Annotated in this window: 20 protein-coding genes; 6 read left to right on the plus strand and 14 right to left on the minus strand. The window is 32.4% G+C overall.

The window, feature by feature from the left end:
- Positions 1-24: 24 nt before the first annotated feature.
- From SOM12_RS14535 to SOM12_RS14595, 13 genes are all read right to left on the minus strand, one after another.
- Positions 25-849, minus strand: coding sequence for a DUF4261 domain-containing protein (locus tag SOM12_RS14535; protein WP_320493952.1), 825 nt, complete (start codon positions 847-849; stop codon positions 25-27).
- 55 nt (positions 850-904) lie between these two features.
- Positions 905-1,489, minus strand: a complete 585-nt coding sequence (locus SOM12_RS14540; RefSeq protein ID WP_320493953.1) for an NUDIX domain-containing protein — start codon at positions 1,487-1,489, stop codon at positions 905-907.
- Positions 1,490-1,543: 54 nt separating this feature from the next.
- A complete protein-coding gene (locus SOM12_RS14545) occupies positions 1,544-2,815 on the minus strand; it encodes an adenylosuccinate synthase (protein WP_095931407.1) in 1,272 nt (423 codons plus the stop codon).
- A 100-nt stretch (positions 2,816-2,915) separates the two neighbouring features.
- Positions 2,916-3,380, minus strand: a complete 465-nt coding sequence (locus SOM12_RS14550; protein ID WP_008462215.1) for a Fur family transcriptional regulator — start codon at positions 3,378-3,380, stop codon at positions 2,916-2,918.
- Between the two features lie 183 nt (positions 3,381-3,563).
- Entirely contained in the window at positions 3,564-4,106 is a 543-nt protein-coding gene (locus SOM12_RS14555; RefSeq protein ID WP_320493954.1) for a hypothetical protein, read from the minus strand.
- A gap of 17 nt (positions 4,107-4,123) precedes the next feature.
- A complete protein-coding gene (locus tag SOM12_RS14560; RefSeq protein ID WP_095931408.1) occupies positions 4,124-6,343 on the minus strand; it encodes a RelA/SpoT family protein in 2,220 nt (739 codons plus the stop codon).
- 226 nt (positions 6,344-6,569) lie between these two features.
- On the minus strand, positions 6,570-7,358 hold the full coding sequence (locus SOM12_RS14565; protein WP_320493955.1) for an RNA methyltransferase: 789 nt from the start codon (positions 7,356-7,358) through the stop codon (positions 6,570-6,572).
- Positions 7,359-7,471: 113 nt separating this feature from the next.
- Positions 7,472-8,557 (minus strand): phosphoglyceromutase, encoded by a 1,086-nt coding sequence (locus tag SOM12_RS14570; protein ID WP_320493956.1) that lies wholly within the window; start codon positions 8,555-8,557, stop codon positions 7,472-7,474.
- Positions 8,558-8,674: 117 nt separating this feature from the next.
- Positions 8,675-10,006: a DUF58 domain-containing protein gene (locus tag SOM12_RS14575; protein WP_320493957.1), complete on the minus strand. Its 1,332-nt coding sequence runs from the start codon at positions 10,004-10,006 to the stop codon at positions 8,675-8,677.
- Between the two features lie 115 nt (positions 10,007-10,121).
- Entirely contained in the window at positions 10,122-11,135 is a 1,014-nt protein-coding gene (locus SOM12_RS14580; RefSeq protein ID WP_320493958.1) for a MoxR family ATPase, read from the minus strand.
- 98 nt (positions 11,136-11,233) lie between these two features.
- Entirely contained in the window at positions 11,234-12,436 is a 1,203-nt protein-coding gene (locus SOM12_RS14585) for a DUF4350 domain-containing protein (RefSeq protein ID WP_320493959.1), read from the minus strand.
- Positions 12,429-13,205 carry a DUF4129 domain-containing protein gene (locus tag SOM12_RS14590; RefSeq protein ID WP_320493960.1) on the minus strand — a complete coding sequence of 259 codons (777 nt, stop codon included), beginning with the start codon at positions 13,203-13,205 and terminating at the stop codon, positions 12,429-12,431. Before SOM12_RS14590 ends, SOM12_RS14585 begins: the two co-directional genes overlap by 8 nt.
- A gap of 9 nt (positions 13,206-13,214) precedes the next feature.
- Positions 13,215-14,195, minus strand: a complete 981-nt coding sequence (locus tag SOM12_RS14595; RefSeq protein ID WP_095931416.1) for a stage II sporulation protein M — start codon at positions 14,193-14,195, stop codon at positions 13,215-13,217.
- A 20-nt stretch (positions 14,196-14,215) separates the two neighbouring features.
- Between SOM12_RS14595 and SOM12_RS14600 the strand changes: the two genes are divergently transcribed.
- The 6 genes from SOM12_RS14600 (at position 14,216) to SOM12_RS14625 (ending at position 20,027) form a co-directional block, all read left to right on the plus strand.
- The gene (locus SOM12_RS14600; protein WP_095931417.1) at positions 14,216-14,959 is read left to right on the plus strand and encodes an RDD family protein; all 744 of its coding nucleotides are present in this window, start codon (positions 14,216-14,218) and stop codon (positions 14,957-14,959) included.
- A gap of 107 nt (positions 14,960-15,066) precedes the next feature.
- Complete coding sequence (locus tag SOM12_RS14605; RefSeq protein ID WP_095931418.1) at positions 15,067-15,921, plus strand: hypothetical protein; 855 nt, start codon at positions 15,067-15,069, stop codon at positions 15,919-15,921.
- A gap of 176 nt (positions 15,922-16,097) precedes the next feature.
- A complete protein-coding gene (locus SOM12_RS14610) occupies positions 16,098-16,700 on the plus strand; it encodes a trimeric intracellular cation channel family protein (RefSeq protein WP_095931419.1) in 603 nt (200 codons plus the stop codon).
- Positions 16,701-16,706: 6 nt separating this feature from the next.
- Positions 16,707-17,657, plus strand: a complete 951-nt coding sequence (locus tag SOM12_RS14615) for a GNAT family N-acetyltransferase (RefSeq protein WP_095931420.1) — start codon at positions 16,707-16,709, stop codon at positions 17,655-17,657.
- Positions 17,654-18,751: a DegT/DnrJ/EryC1/StrS family aminotransferase gene (locus tag SOM12_RS14620; protein ID WP_095931421.1), complete on the plus strand. Its 1,098-nt coding sequence runs from the start codon at positions 17,654-17,656 to the stop codon at positions 18,749-18,751. Before SOM12_RS14615 ends, SOM12_RS14620 begins: the two co-directional genes overlap by 4 nt.
- 1 nt (position 18,752) lies before the next feature.
- Positions 18,753-20,027, plus strand: a complete 1,275-nt coding sequence (locus SOM12_RS14625) for an O-antigen translocase (protein ID WP_253251868.1) — start codon at positions 18,753-18,755, stop codon at positions 20,025-20,027.
- On the opposite strand, the gene SOM12_RS14630 is transcribed toward SOM12_RS14625, so the two are convergent.
- Positions 20,024-21,160 carry a glycosyltransferase gene (locus SOM12_RS14630; protein WP_095931422.1) on the minus strand — a complete coding sequence of 379 codons (1,137 nt, stop codon included), beginning with the start codon at positions 21,158-21,160 and terminating at the stop codon, positions 20,024-20,026. The genes SOM12_RS14625 and SOM12_RS14630 overlap by 4 nt on opposite strands.
- Between the last annotated feature and the right edge of the window lie 43 nt (positions 21,161-21,203).

A 21,203-nucleotide genomic window follows, 5' to 3' on the forward strand; every position in this document is an offset into this window, starting at 1 on the left:
TTTTAGATTCTGTTATTGAAGAGATTATACTTCTAATCTTAAAGTTTGCCCTTCCACAAAAAATCCTTTCGAGGCTGTAATTTTTATTTTCTGGTCTTCAGTATATCCTAAAGTTTCTCCGTTTCTCAATGTAACATCACTATTAATAACATATGAAATAATGCTAGTAAAGAAATTAAAGAGTTCTGGCAGCTCCAAAGGCGATTGTAAGACTTCCATTTCTTGTTTTTCAAATTCAGGCAATCCATAAGTATATATGTAGTTTCCTTGCTCAGAGGTTTTGATGCCAATATAAATCCATACTTGGACAGGAGATTTTCCTTGCTGTAAATCAGGAATGTTTTCCAAATATTGATCTCTAGGTATCAAAAGGGTTTGTTTTGCTTGATAAATGCCTATTGAATTTGAAGTGGCAAGAATAGAGCATAATAATTTGCTTAAAAGGGTATATCGTTCTACTTGACTTCCCTGTGAAGACATAACAGAAACGATTGCATGTCCCGTGTAGTTTTTTAAATCTTCTCCTGCAGTATGCCAATTGTATGCATATTGAATGGTTGTTGAAAGTTCTTCGCCAGGAATTTGTGCCGGCACGTAAGCTATAGCTACTAATGCATTATCCAATTTAAAAACAGCCGAAGTATCATTTCCTGAAAAATTGACAATAGATAATCCCCAGAAATTTTTCAGGTTATCGATTACGCGGTCTATACTGTAACTTTCGTTATTATTAAACAAAGGCATTGCAAGTAATACCCCTTTTTCATCTTTTTGAGGAGTTTCGTTTTTCTGAGAAGTTTCGTTTTTCTGCGGAGTTTCTTTTTTCTTAATAAAGTCAAATAATCCCATAAATAATTTGATATTGGTTTAAATTAAATAGGATTCTAAAATACTCAAAAAACTTTTATATCAAACCTTTTATTTTAGCATGCTGCAATAACATAATAGTTTTAGCATCTGAAATTTCCCCAGATTCGATCATGGCATAAGCTTCATCAAAAGTAAATTCTAAAACTTCTATGTTTTCCTGTTCGGCATCCAATCCGCCGCCTTCGCTTACTTTCATGTTTTCGTTGTATTCGCCCACAAAAAGATATAAAATTTCGGTTACAGAACCCGGAGACATATACGTTTCGATTACTTTTTGGACTTTGCTTAAACGATAGCCAGTTTCTTCTTCTGTTTCGCGAATAATAGCTTGTTCAGCATTGTCTTTGTCTAAAAGTCCTGCGCAAACCTCAATCATCATTCCGGTTTTATTTCCGTTAAGATAAGTCGGAAGACGAAATTGTCTCGTTAAGATGACTGTTTTTTTTGCGGTATTGTATAATAATATCCCAGCGCCATTTCCGCGATCATAAACTTCACGAATATGTGATTCTATTTTTTCGTTTTCCTTTTTGTAGTTAAAAGTTACTTTGTTCAATATATACCAATTATCTGATAATAATTTGGTGTCTGTTATTTCGATTTCTGGATTCTTTCTCATTTGGAAAATTATTTCATAAAAAAAACGCCCTGATTATCAGAGCGTTTAAATGTATTATTTTGTTATTGTTTGCTTTCTATCTGGACCAACCGATACAATTTTGATTGGCACTTCGATTTCTTTCTCAATAAACTCAATATATTCTTTTAGCTCAATTGGCAATTGATCATAAGTTGTCAATCCAGTTAAATCTTGTTTCCATCCTTTAAACTCTTTGTAAACCGGAGTAACATTTTCTGGCTCAATGTTGTAAGGAAAGTGAGAAATGTTTTGTCCTTTGTAGTTGTATTCCGTACAAACTTTTAAAGTTTCGAAACCAGAAAGTACATCACCTTTCATCATCATTAACTGAGTAACTCCGTTAACTTGAACGGCATATTTTAAAGCAACAAGGTCTAACCATCCGCAACGTCTTTGTCTTCCTGTTACAGAACCAAATTCGTTACCCACTTTTGCCATCGTAGCACCAACTTCGTCAAAAAGTTCAGTTGGGAAAGGTCCGCTACCTACACGTGTAACATAAGCTTTGAAAATTCCGTATACTTCTTTGATTTTGTTAGGGGCAATTCCTAAACCAGTACAAGCTCCAGCTGCAGTAGTATTTGATGAAGTTACGAAAGGATAAGTTCCGAAATCAACATCTAATAAAGATCCTTGAGCACCTTCGCAAAGAATAGATTTTCCAGCTTTTTGAGCTTGGTGCATGTATTCTTCACTATCAATGAAATCTAATTTTTTTAATTCTTCAATAGCTTCAAAGAATTCTTTTTCTAATTCAGCTAAATTATATTGAATAGCAACATCATAAAAAGCAATCATTGCTTCATGTTTATCAGCCAAAGCTCTGTAACGCTCTTTGAAATCTTCTAATTCAATATCTCCAACACGTAAACCATTTCTACCAGTCTTGTCCATATAAGTTGGTCCAATTCCTTTAAGAGTAGAACCAATTTTCGCCTTTCCTTTAGAAGCTTCAGAAGCAGCGTCAAGCAAACGGTGAGTTGGTAAAATTAAGTGTGCTTTTCTAGAAATGATTAATTTCTTCTTGATGTCAAGGTTGAATTTTTCTAAACCTTCAATTTCTTTTTGAAAAACTACTGGATCAATTACAACACCATTTCCGATGATATTTACCGAGTTTTTATGAAAAATTCCAGAAGGAATTGTTCTTAGTACGTGTTTAATTCCGTCAAATTCTAGAGTATGTCCTGCATTTGGTCCTCCTTGGAAACGTGCAATAATATCGTAATTTGAGGTAAGTACATCAACAATTTTTCCTTTACCTTCATCTCCCCATTGTAATCCTAGTAATAAATCTACGGTCATTCTGTTTTAATTTGCGTTGAGACAATCTAAGTTGCCCTACTGATTATGTAGTTAATTTTATTTTTTTTTATTTTTTTTCGAAAAGTCTAATTTGAAAAGACTATGAATTTGAGTTTTGCTTTTTGTTTCCGTAGAAATAAAGCGAGTGATTTGTAATTTCAATATCAAAAATTTCTTCGATAGTTTTTTTGATGGTTTGAATTCTTGGATCACAAAATTCGATTACCTCACCAGAATCTGTCATAATGATATGATCGTGCTGTTTATCAAAATATGATTTTTCGTAGTAAGCCTGATTTTGTCCAAATTGATGTTTTCTAACCAAAGCGCAGTCCAACAATAACTCGATCGTGTTGTATAAAGTAGCTCTACTTACACGATAGTTTTTGTTTTTCATTTTGATATAAAGGTTCTCTATATCAAAATGCTCCTCGCTATCGTAAATTTCCTGAAGTATAGCATAACGCTCAGGAGTTTTGCGATGCCCTTTTTGTTCAAGATATAGTGTAAAAACATTTTTTACAATTTCTTGATTCTTAGTGTTGTCAGTTGAAATAAGTGTCATATCCGGCAAAGATAATTTTTTATTTTTAATGAATAAAAGTTTCGGGTTTAAAGTTTAACGTTTAAACTTGTTTTTGATTAGTTATAATGTACTAAATACAGGCTTTTACGTTAAAAATATTTTCAAAGGTTAATTTAGCTTAATTAACATAATTTTTTTAATTTATGAAAAAACTAACAATGGTTAACTTGATTTCGACATATACATATACCAGTTCCATTCCCAAGTTTTTCCTTTATCATCAGACATTGCTTGGCTCCAGACAGGATTCTTTTCGTCTCGAGCATCCCATCGGAATACTTGAACAACTGGTTTTTCATCAAAAACATCTTTAGAAAAAAAATGCCCAACTTTATTTTCAAAAGAACCAACTACAGGTTTGTCTAATGTTCCCGTAGTAGAATCTGACCAGTATATGCTCCACAATTTTGTTGTCGGATTAAATAATCTTACTGTCATACCTTCAAAAGGCTCTCCATCAAAAGTGGCTAGAAAATTATCAATGTTTCCAATTCCATTTAAAATCTTGTACATCTCCTGTGTTGAAGGAAATTCAATCCACTCATCGCAATTCGTCAATCTGGATTTTAATTTTCTGTTGCGAATAATAGATTTTCCTTGAAAAAAATCAAAATCGTCTTTTGATGAAGATTCAGAAGCCGTAATTAAAAGCTCTCCATTTTCATCAAATGCTACTTTAGGAATTTCTAAGGATTTATTTTCCATGATTAATATTCATTAGTTTAAGTTCTATACTCTCTAGTAACCTTATCAACTCCATCAATTTTCTTGATGGCGCTAATCATTTTTTTCAAAATCGTATTGTTTTTAACAATTACGGCAACTTGTCCGTGGAAAATTCCAGCATCGGTACTAAGCGAAATACTTTGAATATTTACGCTCATATTGTTCGAAATTACTTTTGTCAATTGGTTGGTAAGTCCTAAAACATCCATTCCTGTAATATTGATAATGGCCTTGAATTCCTCTTGCGAAGAATCAATCCATTTGGCGCTCATAATTCTGTACGCGTAATTCGACTGCATTCCGATCGCATTCGGACAGTCTTTTTTATGCACTTTTATCCCCTCGTTAATGGTAACAAAACCAAAAACATCATCACCAGGAATTGGATTACAGCATTGCGAAAGTTTATAGTCTAATTTATCATGTTCGGTTCCAAAAACCAGCATGTCATAGTTACTGCTAATGACTGGTTTGTGAATATCCTCATCTGCGGTATCTTTTGTTCGTTTAATTTTATTTTTAAAGAAATTGATAAACGAATTGCTTTTCTGCGCCGCAAAATCTTTTAATTGCTGATTTTCGATTGCACCAATTCCAACTCTATAAAATAAATCTAAACTTGTTTTTAGTTTAAAGAAGTTAACTAACTCATTTGTTACCTGTTCGTTAAATGTAACTTTTAGATGTTTTAATTTTCTAACAAGTAATTCTTTTCCTTCTTCCGCAATTTTTTTAGTGTTCTCGTTAAGAACGTTTTTAATTTTATTTTTAGCTCTCGAAGTTGTAACGTATTCTAACCAGTTTACCGTGGGTTTTTGGTTTGGAGAAGTAATTACTTCAACTTGGTCACCACTTTTTAGTTCGTAGTTTAATGGAACTAGTCTTCCGTTTACACGAGTTCCGCGAGTTTTAATTCCGATTTCAGAGTGAATGCTGAAAGCAAAATCAAGAGAAGTCGCGCCTTTTGGCAACGATTTGATTTCTCCTTTTGGAGTAAAGATGAAGATTTCTTTTGAATATAAATTCATTTTAAAATCTTCCACAAAATCTACTGCATTAGTTTCCGGATTTTCTAAAGCTTCACGAAGTAAATTTAACCACACGTCCAGACCGCTTTCTTCTGTTGCGCCGTTTTTGTATTTGTAATGCGCTGCATAACCTTTTTCAGCGATTTCGTCCATACGTTCGCTTCGAACTTGAACTTCAACCCAGCGTCCTTTTGGCCCCATTACAGTAATGTGAAGCGCTTCATAACCAGTTGATTTTGGCGATGAAATCCAGTCGCGCAAACGGCTAGGGCTAGGGCGATAATGATCTGTTACGATAGAATATATTTTCCAGGCAATGAATTTTTCTTCATGCGGATCGGCTTTGTATACAATTCTAAGGGCGAATTTGTCATAAACTTCGTCAAAAGTTACGTTTTGCGCACGCATTTTTCGACGAATAGAATAAATAGATTTTGGTCTTCCTTTGATGATATAGTCTACACCTTCGCTATCTAAAGATTTCTTTAAAACATCTGAAATATCTTTGATATAAGCATCTTGTTCTTCTTTTGTTTCACGAATTTTGCTTACAATGTCATTGTAAACTGCCGGTTCTGTGTATTTTAATCCTAAATCTTCGAGTTTGGTTTTAATGTTGTAAAGTCCCAAACGGTGGGCTAGAGGAGCATAAATATATAGAGTTTCAGAAGCAATTTTGGTTTGTTTGTATTCCGCCATCGAATCCATGGTTTGCATATTATGCAAACGATCGGCCAATTTGATCAAAATTACACGAACATCATCGTTTAAGGTCAGAATCATTTTTCTGAAATTCTCAGCCTGCATTGAAGCATTCAAATCTTTTTGGACTAATGAAATCTTTGTTAAACCTTCAACAAGCTGTGCTACTTTCGGATTAAATAGGCGTTCTATTTCATCAACAGTTACAGGAGTGTCTTCAACAACATCGTGCAATAAGGCCGCGGCGATAGAGGTCGCTCCCAGACCAATTTCTGAGGCAACAATTTTTGCAACTGCAATAGGATGAAAGATATACGCTTCGCCCGATTTACGTCTCTGTTCTTTGTGGGCATCAACGGCAACATCAAAAGCTTTTCGAATTAATTTTTTGTCTGTTGGGCTTAAAGTTTGGTAACTTATTCGGAGTAATTCTTTGTATTCCTGCGCAATAGCTTTGTTTTCTTTTTCAATATCTATTTCTGTCATAACGGCATAGTTCAAGTACTAAAAATAAGAATTAGTTTGAACATACGCAAGGCTTTGCAAATTGTAGATTTTAGAGTGACGATTTTAGGTAAAATTCCAAATTTTTTAAATCCCAAATTCCAAAAAAGAGCGAAGCGACTTTTAGAAAATCTAAAATCTAAAATCTAAAATCTAAAATCTAAAATCTAAAATCTAAAATCTAAAATCTAAAATCTAAAATCTAAAATCAAAACCCTCTTTGTCTTTTAGCTTCGAAAATTAAGATTGCAGCTGCGACAGAAACATTCATGCTGTCGATTTCTCCTTGCATTGGGATAATAATGTTTTGAGTTGCTTCGTCACGCCATTGCTGAGTTAAACCAGTTGCTTCTGTACCAACGACCAAAGCGGTTGGTGTAGTGAAGTTTTGAGTATGATAAGAAGTCGAATTTTGTAAAGTTGCGCTGTAGAAATTAATCTTTTTTTCTTTCAAAAAAGCAATAATTTCCTCAGATGTTCCTGTTGCGATTTGGTTGGTAAAAAGACATCCAACGCTCGAACGTACAATATTCGGATTGTATAAATCGCTTTTCGGATTGGCGATTAAAACAGCGTCTAAATTGGCTGCATCTGCAGTTCGTAAAACGGCACCAATATTTCCTGGTTTTTCTAAAGATTCTACCACTAAAATCAATGGATTATCTGATAATTTTAAATCTGATAATTTTAATGATTTGGTTCTCGCAACAGCTAAAATTCCTTCTGTAGTATCACGATACGCCAATTTTTGGTAAACCTCTTTATTGATTTCTATAATTTGAAAAGAATTTTGAATTAGTTTATTGATTTCCGATTCAGAAACTAATTCTGGTAAAAACAAAACCGTTTCGATTTCGTAACCGCCTTTTATGGCTAATGAAATTTCGCGTTGCCCTTCAATTAAAAATGTTCCGGTTTGTTTTCTGGCTTTGGATTTTTCTTGAAGTAAAACCAAAGATTTGATAAACGGATTTTGAATTGAAGTGATTTGTTTCATTTTTTTAAGGCTCAAAGTTGCAGAGGGGCAAAGGTACAGAGTTTTTTTCTTCCTGCAAGGTTTTTAAAACCTTGTAGGTATAGCAATAAAGTTTCTTTCGTGGCAGAAAAAAATTATTTCTCAAAAACTTCTTTTACTTCTTCATCAACAGGATGATCTGTTTTGAAATTATATCCCATAATTTTTGCTAAAGTTTGAGCAAACTGTTTTTGATAAAATTGAGAATTGGTTTTGATTTCGCCTTTTGGAGTAATTTCAGGTCCCATTGCGGCGAACCAAATTTCTGAAGCACCTGGAACGTCAGAACCGTGATCGGTCCATTGCGCTTTTACTTTGTCTCCGCGTCCGTGATCTACCGTTATAAACAAGGTTGTTTTGTTTTTGTATTGCGGATCATTTTGAACAAAATTCCAGATTTCCTGAATCCATTTATCGACTTGATTGGCTGCATCCAGATACGAACGATATTGTGCGTGATGTGCCCATTCATCGGTTTCGCCGTATGCAATATAAAGTACTTTTGGTTTTTTAGTTTTCAATTCATCTAAAGCTTGATAGTGCGTAAAGACATCTAGGCATTCATCCATGTGAAATGGTTTATATGAATTGTCACGCATTTCATTTAACAAATGCTGAGCTGCTGTTGGTTTGTTTCCGCCCACTTTGTCAAAGGCTGAAATTACAGGAAATCCGCTTCTTTCTTCATTTAAAATTCGGTCAAAAGCATCCCATGCACCAAAAGCGGCAACTTTTCCTTTCAATTTAGACTGCTGATTTAAAAATTCCAAAACATTCACATTAGGATTGGCTTTATAGCTGTTTGAATTGACTTTTAAATCTACATTTCCAGTCATAATTTCGCTATAACCAGGATAACTAAACCAGTACGGATTGGCTACATCAACTTTATTTCCTAAATCTCGATTTCCGTAAATTTGACCTTTTGTAGCAATTTCAGACCAGAAAAAAGGCATTAGCTTTTTACGAGCTTCTTTGACATTGGCATCACTATATTTTTTATAAATGTAAGCGCTGTCTCCTTGATTGAATTTTTTGTCATTGGCAATTGAAGGATCAATCCCTTTAAAAACTTCTTGCCATCTAAAACCATCTGTAGTGATAATAATGATGTTTTCTGTTTTTTGAGCTTGAGATTGAATGCTTAATAAAAGGAACAGAACTAGGATTGCTTTTTTCATTTTCTATCTGTTTTATGTTGTTATATTCAGATTATTTTCTTTCAAAACTAATTTAATAAAAGAAATAATAGTAAAGCCAATCTTTAAAATAACCATAAGTTAACAGATTAAAGACGGCTATAAAATCCCTCTCGATTTAATTTCTAAATATTTATTGATAGCATCTAAAGTCAGGTTTTCAGGCTGCGTGAGAACCGAATGTATCCCGTATTTTTTCAATTCGTTTACAATTAATCGTTTTTCGAACATGAATTTTTCGGCAATTACTTTGTCGTAAACTTCCTGAATTGTAGTTGTTTTTTTATTGATGATGGAATTCAATTCTGTATTTTGAAAGAAAACCACAACCAGTAAATGGCTTTTAGCAATTCCTTTTAAATAAGGCAATTGACGATTTAAACCATCCATTGTTTCAAAGTTGGTATACAGAATAATTAAACTTCTCTGATTGATGTTTTTTTTAATGTCTACATACAATCGGCTGTAATCGCTTTCAAAGAAATCCGTTTTTACATTGTATAGCGTTTCAAGAATTTTCTGCATTTGCGAGCCTCTTCTTTCAGCAAAAACTCGATTTTCTACTTTTTTAGAAAAAGAAAAAAGACCTGCTTTATCTTGTTTTTTCAGAATCACATTCGATAAAACCAAGGAAGAATTAATTGCGTAATCCAATAAACTTAATCCGTCAAAAGGCATTTGCATGACGCGGCCTTTATCGATTGCCATATAAACCGATTGCGATTTTTCATCTTGAAACTGATTGACCATCAGCGAATTTCTTTTTGCAGTCGCTTTCCAGTTCAGGGTTCTTAAATCGTCGCCTTGAACATATTCTTTAATCTGCTCAAACTCCATTGTGTGGCCAATTCGGCGTATTTTTTTGATTCCGTATTGAAATAAATTGTTTGAAAAAGCAATTAGATCATATTTTCTTAATTGAATATAAGAAGGATAGGTCGGAACCATTTGATTATTATCAAAAGAAAATCTTCTAGAAATAAGTCTTAAAGGCGAAGAAACGTAAATGTTTAAAGAACCGAAATGGTATTCTCCGCGTTCTGTTGGACGAAGATCGTAACCAATTTCTTTTTGTGTGGCCGCTTTTATTGTTTTTTTTATTTTGAAGTCGCGAATCTGAAATTGAAACGGAATTTCATCAATAATCTTCACCGAAATAGGAAAAGTATAATGATTTTTAAGATTTATTGTAATTGGATTTAAATCTCCGTTTGATAATTTTTCGGGTGTAATTCTTTCTGCTTCAAGTCCTGTTCGGGATAAATATAAAAGTAAAATATCAAGCCCTAAAAAAGTAACCAAACCTAAAACCAACAACCAAACTGCATTGTACATATTTGGAAAAATAAAGGCACAGATAAACAATCCTATAATGCCTATTAGCACATAGAAAAAGAAATTATTTAGATATAGGCTTTTTATGAATTTCATCTTTTTGTTGTTTCAGGTTTCAAGTTTCGCTTTGTCAGGCTGAGCGAAGTCGAAGCCTTATGCGCCCTTTGACTTTGCTCAGGGAGACGAATAATTAATAATTGACAATTGATAATTATCTCGGAATTTCTACTGTTTCGATAATCTGTTTAATGATTTCAGAGCTTGTAATTCCTTCCATTTCACGTTCTGGCGCAACAATTACACGGTGTTGTAAAACTGGAATAGCCGCTTCTTTAATATCCTCAGGCGTAACGAAATCCCGTCCGCGGATTGCAGCAAAACCTTTTGAGGCATTCAAAATAGCAATTGAAGCACGAGGCGAAGCTCCTAAATATAAAAAGGCATTTTCGCGCGTATTTACTACAATTCGGGCAATGTATTCCAGTAAATTTTGTTCTACTCTAATTTGTTTTACCAAAGTTTGATATCCTTTGATTTCCTCTCCAGAAAGAATTGTTTTAATAGCATCTAGTTTTCCGTGATCTTGTAAAGAATGTTCTCTTTGGATAATTAAAATCTCCTCATTCAATTTTGGATAATCAATCGTAATTTTAAAAAGAAAACGGTCCAATTGGGCTTCAGGCAAACGATACGTTCCTTCTTGCTCTACAGGATTCTGAGTTGCAATTACCAGAAACGGAGCTTCTAATTGATAAGCAGATCCGTCAATTGTAATTTGGCGTTCTTCCATAACTTCAAAAAGAGCGGCCTGAGTTTTAGCAGGAGCACGATTGATCTCATCAATTAAAATCAAATTAGAAAAAATTGGGCCTTTTTTGAATTCAAATTCTGAGTTTTTTAGATTGAAAATTGAAGTTCCTAGGATATCAGAAGGCATTAAATCGGGTGTAAACTGGATTCTACTGAAACCAATATTTAAAGTTTTAGCCAATAATTTTGCCGTAATTGTTTTGGCAACTCCAGGGACACCTTCTAAAAGAACGTGACCGTTTGATAAAATAGCCACCAAAAGCTGATCAACCATTTTGTGCTGACCAACAATTACAGTTTCTATTTCTTTCTTAATCGTGTTTACGTGTTCTAAAAGAGGCGCTAAGTTAATTCTCGTTTCAAAATTCACATTTTCGTTTGTGATTTCGCTTGATGTTGTATTGATATCGTCCATAATTTGGTCTGTTATTTTATGTTTTTTTGTCGCAGATTAAAATGATTAACGTAGATTATTTTTATAAAATCATTTTAATCTGTGACAAACTATTTTAGTTAATGTAAAATCTTTTCTATCGCTTTGTTTAATCTAAGGAGATCTTCTTCCAGGCTTCCGTGATAACTATTTCGGTGATCATTAATTAATTGCACCAAGTCTCGAATATCTTTTTCGTCTTTTCCTGTTTTATAATGTAATTTGGTTATAAAATCGTCATCGAGTTTGGTTGTATCCAGCAAATAATCGGTTCTTATTTTTTCTAAAAAGTAAATAATCTTTTTATCAATAATATTGGTGTGATCGCCTTCCTGATAATATAAATTTCCAACTGTTTTGGTAAAGTCAACGGTTAAATTCTGTAACGGTTTTATAATTGGAACAATGCGCTGTTTTCGTTTTGCATTGAAAATCATAAAAATTAGAATTCCGATTAAACCTAAATACCAAGCCGATTTTAAAGCAGGCTGACTCCAGATATATCGCAACGGAGAACTAGAAATTCGTTGGTCGTTAAAGCTTTTATTGTACCAAAAAATATTTCCTTTCGGAATATAAGAGATCAGATTTTCGGTGTACTGATAATAATTTTTTTTCAGCAGATTATAATTGGTAAAAGCTACTGGTTGCGTGTGCAGATAGAGATAACCATTTTTATAAGGCACTTCAATAAAATTGACTTGTCTTTTGTTTCTAGTACTGTTTTGATAGCCTAAAACTTTGGTGTTTAAAGTGTCTATTTTTGAAAAATAATCACTTAACCCTGTATTAAGAGTATATTTTTTAGAATTTACTTTTTTATTTGCCATCCAAACAGAAACGCTGTCAACGGGCATAAAATCGGTTTTTAATTCGATTTTTAAAGAATCCAGCAATACTTTAGGAAATACTTTCATGCTTAGAAAAGCATTATTTCCGTGAGAAACAAAATATAAAATTTCTTTCATTGACTGCTCGTCAATATTATTAGCTTCAGAAATATTAACAAAAGTTCCTTTTATTTTATACGTTTCGACATTCTCTCTTGCATCATATTGAGAATCCAAGTATTCGTAGGGAGTTTGTGTCGAAATTCTTTCTACTTTCTGTTTGAAAAGGCCGTCTGCTTCATGATCAAAAATGTATAAACCAAACGGAATTTTATCATCAACAGAGTATGTAGGCGTCCAATCAATAGGTTTTGGCTGTCCTTTGTCTACTAATAATGTTATTCCGAAAATTAAGACCAGAATAGCAATGTATATTTTAACTTTATTATCCATTGCCAAAGGTTTTTAATGCTTTTTTAAATCTGTTTTCAGTCTTTCTAAATACTACATCGTCAATTTCAAATTCGCCGTACCAAATATAATTGTACAAATAAGAAAGATAGGTGAACTCTTCCTTATGAGCAGGGTTGTACAATTCGTACAAATAATCAGAATTGGTTTTTTCGATATCCCATTCAATGTAACTATTCTGCGCCATTACCTTTAAAAGCCATAAATAATAATATCGAATTGCAATTCTTCTTTCGCCCGCCTCGATGCTTTCTTTAATAAGTTTTTCGAAATCTAAAAGATGAATGTTTTTCTCGGCATCAGAATAAAACAAGGTTTTTTTGTTGGCATTTTTTCCAAAAATCCATCTTCCTTCTTGTTTGGTTAAGGCTCTTGCTATAAAATAAATCAAAATAATTACCACCAAAACAGCAATTATTCTAAACAAAATAGCGACAAAATTCAGCGATGTTTTTACGCTGTTGAAATTAAATAAATTAAAAATTAGTCTTGCTAGCCAATGCTTAAAGTGATCCCACCAGTTTTTTTCGGGCGCTTTGTATTCGTAAACAAACTCTTTATCGGTATATTTTTTCTTGAAATTCTTTTCAAAATGTCTGGCTTCTACAGTGCCAGAATCTACTTGAATGTCCTTTTCGGTATATTTAATTGCAGTAATTTTTGGAGGATCTTCAGTAATAGGAATAGAGTCCTGAGCCTGAGAAATACCACAGCACAAAAGAAAAGATAAAATAAATAATAATCTTGTCATTACTTGGTCTTAAAGTTTTTCGGCGGTTAAAGAATGAATTTTTTTGTGTACAATGAAAGGGTATATCAAGTAATAAAATGAAATTATTGCAAGCGTAAACAAGATAATAAAACTGCTTAGCCAATTGGGCATATCGATAGAATATCTGGTAATAAAACCTTCTAAAAATCCTGCACTTATCGTAAAAGGAAAAGTGCTTAAGAATATTTTAAAGCTATTTTTGAAACCAATTTTGAAAGAATTCATTCTCGAAAAAGTTTTAGGGAAAAGGATAGAAGCACCTAAAATAAATCCAGCGGTTGTTTCGATTACAATCGCGAAAATTTCCATAGAACCATGAATCCAAATTCCTCGAACGCTTTTCCAGAAAACGCCCTGTTCATAGAAAAAGTATTGAAAAGAGCCTAGCATGATACAGTTTTGAAGAAAGACATTGAAAGTTCCGATTCCGGCAAAAATACCGTAGAAATAACATTTGGCACCTACAAATAGGTTGTTTACAGTAATTCCGATAAAACTTCCCCAATTACTGCCCGAACCATATACGGCCATCGGATTGCCTTTTTTAATGTTTTCTAAAGTCATATTGACGTAATCATCGCCTAAAATCAGACGTACAAAATCACGATCGTAGCGAGCAGAAAGAACTCCGATTGAAACGGTAACAAAAAACAAAACAAAAGCATATACCAAATACCTTCTGTATTCGTAGACCAATAAAGGAACTTCGATTTTAAAGAAATCTATAACACGATTCTGGTCTGTGCGTTTGGTTTTATAAATCTTTTGATAAATCTGAGAAGCGAGATGATTTAAATATACAACCGTTTTACTTTTAGGATAATACGTTTGCGCATACGATAAATCATTCATCATTTGAATGTACAAATTAGCTAATTCATCAGGATTTTTTTTAGCTTTACCAAAAATTGCCAGCTCAAACTCGAGCCATTTTTCTCTGTTTTGTTTTATAAAGGCGATTTCTCTCATTGTAGGCTAAAATATGAAATATGTCAGAATTATCTATTAATACGACACAAAATGTCAAAATAAATTTTATTGCCGCTTCTGTTGGTGAAAGACTAGGAGCTTTTTTTATTGATTTGTTCATTATAATCTGTTATATAACTGCGCTTTCGATAATACTTTTTGATTGGTTACAACTTGATAGATTGATGGTTAACTTGGACGGTTGGTCACGAGGCGCGATTTTTTTACTGCTCTATTCGCCAGTTATTGTGTACTCGCTGGTTTTAGAAAGTGTTTTTGAAGGACAGTCATTGGGTAAAAAATTATTGAAGATTAAAGTCGTTAAAATTGACGGTTATCAAGCAGGTTTTGGAGATTATTTAATTAGATGGTTTTTTAGAGTAATTGACTTTTTTACTTTTTTCGGACTTCCAGGACTTATTTCGGTTATTACAAGTCAGAAATCGCAACGATTGGGAGATATGGCGGCAGGAACAGCAGTAATTACTTTAAAGAATAGAATTAATATTAGCCACACTATTTTAGAGGAAATTGGCGAAGCCTATGTGCCAACTTATCCTTTGGTTATCAAGCTTTCAGACAATGATATGAGAATTATTAAAGAAACCTATCAAAAGGCAGCAGCTAAAAATGATCACGAAGTTCTTTACAAATTAGTGGCAAAAATTGAAAGTGTAACAGGTATTAAAAATCAATCTGGAAACAACATCGATTTTATTCGAATAATTTTAAAAGATTATAATTTTTATACCCAAAACATGTAATTTTTTTCTTTGAAGAATTATTTGATTTTTCTAATTTTTGCTGATAATTTTTTATTTTTTCTTCGTAAATTTATATATAGATAATTAATTCATAAATTTCCAAACAAATGAAAATTACAAAGCCTTTTCTCGTATTACTAGTACTGTTATCTGCTTGCGTAAGTTTTGCTCAAAGCGGAAAAAAATTAGATAAAATTATAAAAAAAGATTATCAGATTATTGAATGTACGGTTTTAAAAATGTCTGATAAAACAGTAGAATATTCACTTCCAGGCGAAACCGTTCAAATCTCGCTAGACGTTTCTCAGATTGCGAAAATCGATTTTGCAAGCGGAAGATCTCAAACTTTTGACATTTCTCCAAACACAACAAACAGTGCTCAAAGCACATCATCACAACCCATAGTAAGTGCAGAGAAACAGCACAATACAATTGCTGTATTGCCAATTCCTTATGTAAATGCAGATAATCAGCAAGGTTCTGAGGATATGGCAAAATTTGCTCAAAACGATTTGTATAACAAGTTATTGGATAAATCAGCTAATATTTTTCCGTTGACGGTTCAGGATTTAAGAACCACAAATAGTTTATTGCACAAAGCTGGAATTGATCATAATAATATTGACGAAACGCCAATAGAAGATCTGGAAAAAATATTAGGAGTAGATAATATTGTTGCTGCAAAAGTTTCATACACAATAGGAACTGGTACTACAGCTACGACTTATGATAGTGGAAATGCTAAAGTGAGCAACAACAATAAAAAAGTGACTACCAGCGATATTTCGACTACAACAGCAAACAATCAAACCTATTATTACTATACGGTTTATTTTGATATGTACAGAAACACAGATAAAATCTATTCTCAAACCCGTAAACCTTTGTTAGCATTAAAAGATGGATGGATGGATTCTATTTCGTATTTATTAAAAAGAAGTCCGATTTATGTAAAAAAATGATAAGTATTTCTATGAGTTGGATTGGCTAAGATCGTTCTTTACAACTATGTAGCTTTGATACTTTGCTTTTTTGTAGCTTAGAAAAAAGGACAGGTTTTTTTCTGAGTCAGATTTACTAAGATTATTCCTTACAACTTTGTAACTTTGACGCTTTGCATCTTTGTAACTCAGAAAAAATGTTTCACTTACTTGATATTATTGGGACAATGGCGTTTGCTATGTCTGGTGCCTTAACAGCAATGCATAAAAAACTAGATCCGTTTGGTGTTTTTATCATTGCATTTGTCACTGCAGTTGGCGGCGGAACGCTTCGCGATGTCTTAATTGGAAGAACTCCCGTTGGATGGATGCGTGACATGCAATACGTGTATGTGATTATCTTAGGATTTTTTCTAGCCATTATTTTCAGAAAAAGATTTGATAAACTTCGAACCTCATTGTTTCTCTTTGATACCATTGGGCTTGGAGTTTTTACTTTAATAGGTCTAGAAAGAGGACTTATAACGGGACTTCATCCAGCAATTTGTATCGCGTTAGGAACAATGACTGCCTGTTTTGGCGGTGTAATTCGTGATATTTTATGTAACGAAATTCCAAATGTTTTTCGAGAAGAAATCTATGCAACCATCTGTATTTTGGGTGGAATTGTTTTTTTTGGATTGCGAAAATTAAATTTAAATGACGATATCTTATATTTAGTTACTTCTCTGGTGATTATTGTGATTCGATTAATGGCAGTTAAATACAAATGGCATTTAAAAGCATTTGATCACATGTAATTCAGTATGGAGAAATTTATCATTAAAAAATACGATCAGAAAGATTATTCGGTTTGGAACGATTTTGTCGCTCAGGCTAAAAATGCAACTTTTTTGTTTCATCGCGATTTTATGGAATACCACAAAGATCGCTTTGAAGATTTTTCGCTTTTGGTTTTTGAAGATAAAAAGTTACTTGCTATTCTTCCTGCCAATAAAAAAGAAAATGCTGTTTATTCGCACCAAGGACTTACTTACGGCGGATTGGTTTATTTGTCAAAACTAAAAGCAGAAAAGGTAGAATCGATTTTAGATGAAATTTTGCTTTTTTTGAAAGAAAATAAGGTTGATAGTTTTTATTATAAGCCTGTTCCAGATTTTTATTTTTCTGAAGGAAACAAAGAAATTGATTTTTTTTTATTGAAAAGAGGAGCCGTTCTAGAACGAAAAGAAATGAATCTGGCCATTAATCTGACGGTTCCGCTAAAAATTTCTAAAAGCAAAATGAAGCATTTTAGAAGAATTGAAAATCTAGATTTAGATATTTTTGAAGAAGAGAATTTCGATCCGTTTTGGGAAAAAATTCTAGAACCGAGATTAACAGAAAAATTTAACGCAAAACCAGTGCATTCAAAAGAAGAAATCTCGCTTTTAAAATCTAAATTTCCGAAAAATATCAGGCAATATTCTGCTTACAGGAATGACGAGATAATTGCCGGAATAACTATTTTTGAAACCAAAAATGTTGTAAAATCGCAATATGGTGCGACTTCAAAAACTGGAGAAGAATTTAGAGCACTAGATTTTTTATTCATTAATCTGATTCATAAATACAAAAGAAAAGGAAAGCATTTTTTTGATATGGGAATTGTAGACGACGAAAATGAATCAGGTTATAATTCTGGGCTTTTAAAACAGAAAGAAGAATTAGGCTGTACAGTTTACAATCAGGATTTTTATAAAATAGCAATAAAGTGATACCATTTTTAGACCTAAAAAAAATAAACGAACCGTATGAAACTGCCTTTCAGGAAAAACTGAAATTGGTTTTAGAAAACGGCTGGTATATTTTAGGAAAAGAAGTGGAAGCATTTGAAAAAGCTTTTGCCGAAAATTGCCAGTCAAAATATTGTATCGGAGTAGGAAATGGTTTTGACGCTTTAGTTCTTGTTTTTAAGGGGTATATCGAACTCGGAAAACTTAAAAAAGGAGATGAGGTTATAGTTCCTGCAAATACTTACATTGCCAGTATCTTGGCCATTCTACAAGCCGATTTAGTTCCTGTTTTGGTCGAGCCAAGATTAGAAACGTACAATATAAATCCAGATTTAATTCACGAGAAAATAACTCCAAAAACCAAAGCTATTTTAGCTGTTCATTTATACGGACAAATAGCCGAAATGGAGAAAATAAATGAAATTGCAGCAAAACATAATTTAATTGTCGTTGAAGATGCAGCACAATCTCACGGAGCTGAAAAACTAAAATCTAAAAGCAACAATATAAAATCAGCAATTGCTTATAGTTTTTATCCAGGAAAAAATTTAGGATGTTTGGGCGATGGCGGAGCGATTACTACAAATGATTCGGATTTGGCAAAAGTGCTTTTTTCGCTTCGAAATTATGGTTCAGAGAAAAAATATTATAACGAATACATTGGTTTGAATTCGCGATTAGATGAATTACAGGCGGGTTTTTTAAATCTAAAATTACCCCATTTGGATTCAGATAATGAGAAAAGAAGAACAGTTGCAAAACGATATTTATCCGAAATTAAGAACAAAAAAATAGCGTTGCCGTTTTGGGATTTTTCAAATAATCATGTTTTTCATTTGTTTGTTATTCGAACAGAAAATAGAAAGGACTTACAAGAATATTTAACTCAAAATAATATTCAAACGGTTATTCATTATCCAATTCCGCCACATCAGCAAAAAGTTTTTCCAGAATGGAATAATCTGTCATTTCCAATTACAGAGAAAATTCATAATGAAGTTCTGAGTCTGCCAATGAGTCCAGTTTTAACCGAAGTTGAGGTTGATTTTATTATAGAAATTCTAAATCAATATTAATTTGAATTTCTATAGAAAAATAATTAAAACCAATTTGTTTAAGATTACGTCTTTAAACAGCTTGAGCGTTGCTTTAAAAATTGGAATCGGATTAATTACTTCGAAAATATTAGCCATTTTCGTTGGTCCAAGCGGAATGGCTTTGGTTGGAAATCTTCGTAATTTTTTAACTTCATTAGAAAATATTTCTACTTTAGGTTTTCAAAACGGAATCGTAAAATATGCGTCTGAAGATGAGAAATCTAAAAGCGAACTTCAAAAAATAGTTTCTACGGTTTTTATCAGTTTATTATTTGTTGCGCTTCTGTTAAGCGGAATTTTATTTTTTACAGCTTCTTATTGGAACCAGAGTATTTTTGGAAATAACACCGAATATTGGGCTGTTTTTAAAGTCTTAGCATTGGTTTTGCCAACTTACGGATTTTCCATTTTTTTTATAGCTGTAATTAATGGTTTGGGTAAATTTAAAAAAGTAATTTGGATTAATATTATCGGAAATATCATTGGTTTGTTGACTTCGGTTTTTCTGATTATGCAGTTTAAAACCATTGGAGCTTTGATGTCGATTGTAATTGCACCAGCGTTATTGTTTTTGGTTACCTTTTATATGATTCAGAAGGAAATTCAGTTTTTTCAAATGATAAAATTCAGTTTTTTCGATATTAAAATTTTAAAAAACCTTTCTTCTTATTCTTTAATGGCGCTTGTTTCTTCTGTTTTTGGGCCTTTTGTATTTCTTGCAATTCGAAATCATATTATTCATAATTTAGGAATCGAACAAGCAGGATATTGGGAATCAATGACTAGAATTTCGACCTATTATTTAATGTTTGTTAGTACGATTTTGAGTGTTTATTTTCTTCCAAAATTATCTAAAGCATCTTCAAATGAGGAAACCAAAAGCATTTTTTGGCAGTATTACAAATTCATTCTTCCTGTTTTTGTTTTAGTTTTAGTTGTGCTTTACTTAGCGAGGTTTTTTGTAGTAAAACTTCTTTTTTCAGAAGAATTTTTGCCCGTAGTCAATTTGTTTTTTTGGCAGCTTTTAGGCGATGTTTTCAAAGTTTGTGCTCTGATTTTGGGTTTTCAGTTTTTTGCTAAAAAGATGACCTCGGCCTTTATCATTACCGAATTATTTTCGTTTTCGGTTTTATATTTTGTCTGTTTGTATTTTATAAAAATCTTTCAAATTGAAGGTGTTGTAATCGCTTATGCTTTTGATAATTTGGTTTATCTACTGGTTTTGGTGGTTTATTTTAGAAAAATTCTATTCTAATTTTCATTCCACTTCAAAATATACTTTTCTGCAATTTTTTTGTAATGATGATGCTTTTCTATAAAAGCTCTCGCACGTTTTCCAATCGCAATAATTTTATCTGGATTTTCAATTAAAAAAGACAATTCTTTGACTAGATAATCGACGTCTGGAATGGCGTTTATGCATACTTTTTCCGAGAGATTATATCTCTCAGTAAATTCTTTTTCAGCGCCTGTAAAAACCACTTTTCCTTTTGCCATTGCCTCTAGGGCATTATAGCCCTGATCGTAGGCATAAATTTGATCCAGTAAAATATGGCAGCTATTGTATAAATTAATATACTGAGCATAAGGAACACTGCGAACCGTTACTACTTCAACTTTTGAAGCATATTTTTGCTCGATTATTTCTAATGCTTTTTCAAAATAATCATTTCCTTTTTTTAGATAATTCTCATTATTGATTCCGTGAAAAATGACAATTTTATCAGTGATGTTTAATGGCTGAAATAAAAGCTTTTCAATATTAATTGGATTCGGAATCATTCCTAAATATTTTTCATTTCCTTGTAATGGAATATGGTAATCTAAATCTGTAGCGATAATTCCGTTTATGTTTTTATAAATAAACTGATGCAGTTCTAAAAATGCTTTTTCGCGGAATTTTAAAATATTTCCAAAAGATTTTTTATCAATTTTATGGTTAAGATATAACGGAATTATAGATTTAAAGTCAGGATTTTCAAAACAATATTTCACATTCAAATAATCATAACCTGTGCTTAAAAGGAAAAATTTTTGGTTGTTTTTTAGAAAACTTGAAATGATTTTTTTTTCAAAATAAGAAGTGCAATAAAAGCTGTTTTCGTTAATCAATTGTACAACATCAAAACCAGAACATTGTTTTTTGAATTTTAAAAATTGCCTAAAAGTCAAGTATGAACTAATATCAAATCCAGAAATTTTATAAACCGCAATTTTTATTTTTTTCAGAAAGCCAGAATCCCATTTTTTTTGGATAGTAAAATCAACAGGAAAATTTTTAAAACCGTCATTGTGACCAATAATAAAAACTTCATGCCCTAAAGCCTTTAAACCATCTTTTAAAGAATTGTGCAAATGGCTGTATTCGCCTACTAGTAAAACTTTCATTTATATGTATATTTGACAAATATATTTACTTTTTCGATTAAAA

The organism is Flavobacterium sp. CFBP9031, from assembly GCF_034044945.1.
Classification (GTDB): domain Bacteria; phylum Bacteroidota; class Bacteroidia; order Flavobacteriales; family Flavobacteriaceae; genus Flavobacterium.

Excerpts from the sequence above, each read along its gene's own strand:
- SOM12_RS14580 (WP_320493958.1), bottom strand. The coding sequence starts at position 11,135 with ATGGACGATATCAATACAACATCAAGCGAAATCACAAACGAAAATGTG.
- SOM12_RS14560 (WP_095931408.1), bottom strand. The coding sequence starts at position 6,343 with ATGACAGAAATAGATATTGAAAAAGAAAACAAAGCTATTGCGCAGGAA.
- SOM12_RS14550 (WP_008462215.1), bottom strand. The coding sequence starts at position 3,380 with ATGACACTTATTTCAACTGACAACACTAAGAATCAAGAAATTGTAAAA.
- SOM12_RS14610 (WP_095931419.1), top strand. The coding sequence starts at position 16,098 with ATGTTTCACTTACTTGATATTATTGGGACAATGGCGTTTGCTATGTCT.
- SOM12_RS14605 (WP_095931418.1), top strand. The coding sequence starts at position 15,067 with ATGAAAATTACAAAGCCTTTTCTCGTATTACTAGTACTGTTATCTGCT.
- SOM12_RS14630 (WP_095931422.1), bottom strand. The coding sequence starts at position 21,160 with ATGAAAGTTTTACTAGTAGGCGAATACAGCCATTTGCACAATTCTTTA.
- SOM12_RS14535 (WP_320493952.1), bottom strand. The coding sequence starts at position 849 with ATGGGATTATTTGACTTTATTAAGAAAAAAGAAACTCCGCAGAAAAAC.
- SOM12_RS14565 (WP_320493955.1), bottom strand. The coding sequence starts at position 7,358 with ATGAAACAAATCACTTCAATTCAAAATCCGTTTATCAAATCTTTGGTT.
- SOM12_RS14615 (WP_095931420.1), top strand. The coding sequence starts at position 16,707 with ATGGAGAAATTTATCATTAAAAAATACGATCAGAAAGATTATTCGGTT.
- SOM12_RS14590 (WP_320493960.1), bottom strand. The coding sequence starts at position 13,205 with ATGACAAGATTATTATTTATTTTATCTTTTCTTTTGTGCTGTGGTATT.
- SOM12_RS14595 (WP_095931416.1), bottom strand. The coding sequence starts at position 14,195 with ATGAGAGAAATCGCCTTTATAAAACAAAACAGAGAAAAATGGCTCGAG.
- SOM12_RS14555 (WP_320493954.1), bottom strand. The coding sequence starts at position 4,106 with ATGGAAAATAAATCCTTAGAAATTCCTAAAGTAGCATTTGATGAAAAT.
- SOM12_RS14540 (WP_320493953.1), bottom strand. The coding sequence starts at position 1,489 with ATGAGAAAGAATCCAGAAATCGAAATAACAGACACCAAATTATTATCA.
- SOM12_RS14600 (WP_095931417.1), top strand. The coding sequence starts at position 14,216 with ATGTCAGAATTATCTATTAATACGACACAAAATGTCAAAATAAATTTT.
- SOM12_RS14570 (WP_320493956.1), bottom strand. The coding sequence starts at position 8,557 with ATGAAAAAAGCAATCCTAGTTCTGTTCCTTTTATTAAGCATTCAATCT.
- SOM12_RS14545 (WP_095931407.1), bottom strand. The coding sequence starts at position 2,815 with ATGACCGTAGATTTATTACTAGGATTACAATGGGGAGATGAAGGTAAA.
- SOM12_RS14575 (WP_320493957.1), bottom strand. The coding sequence starts at position 10,006 with ATGAAATTCATAAAAAGCCTATATCTAAATAATTTCTTTTTCTATGTG.
- SOM12_RS14585 (WP_320493959.1), bottom strand. The coding sequence starts at position 12,436 with ATGGATAATAAAGTTAAAATATACATTGCTATTCTGGTCTTAATTTTC.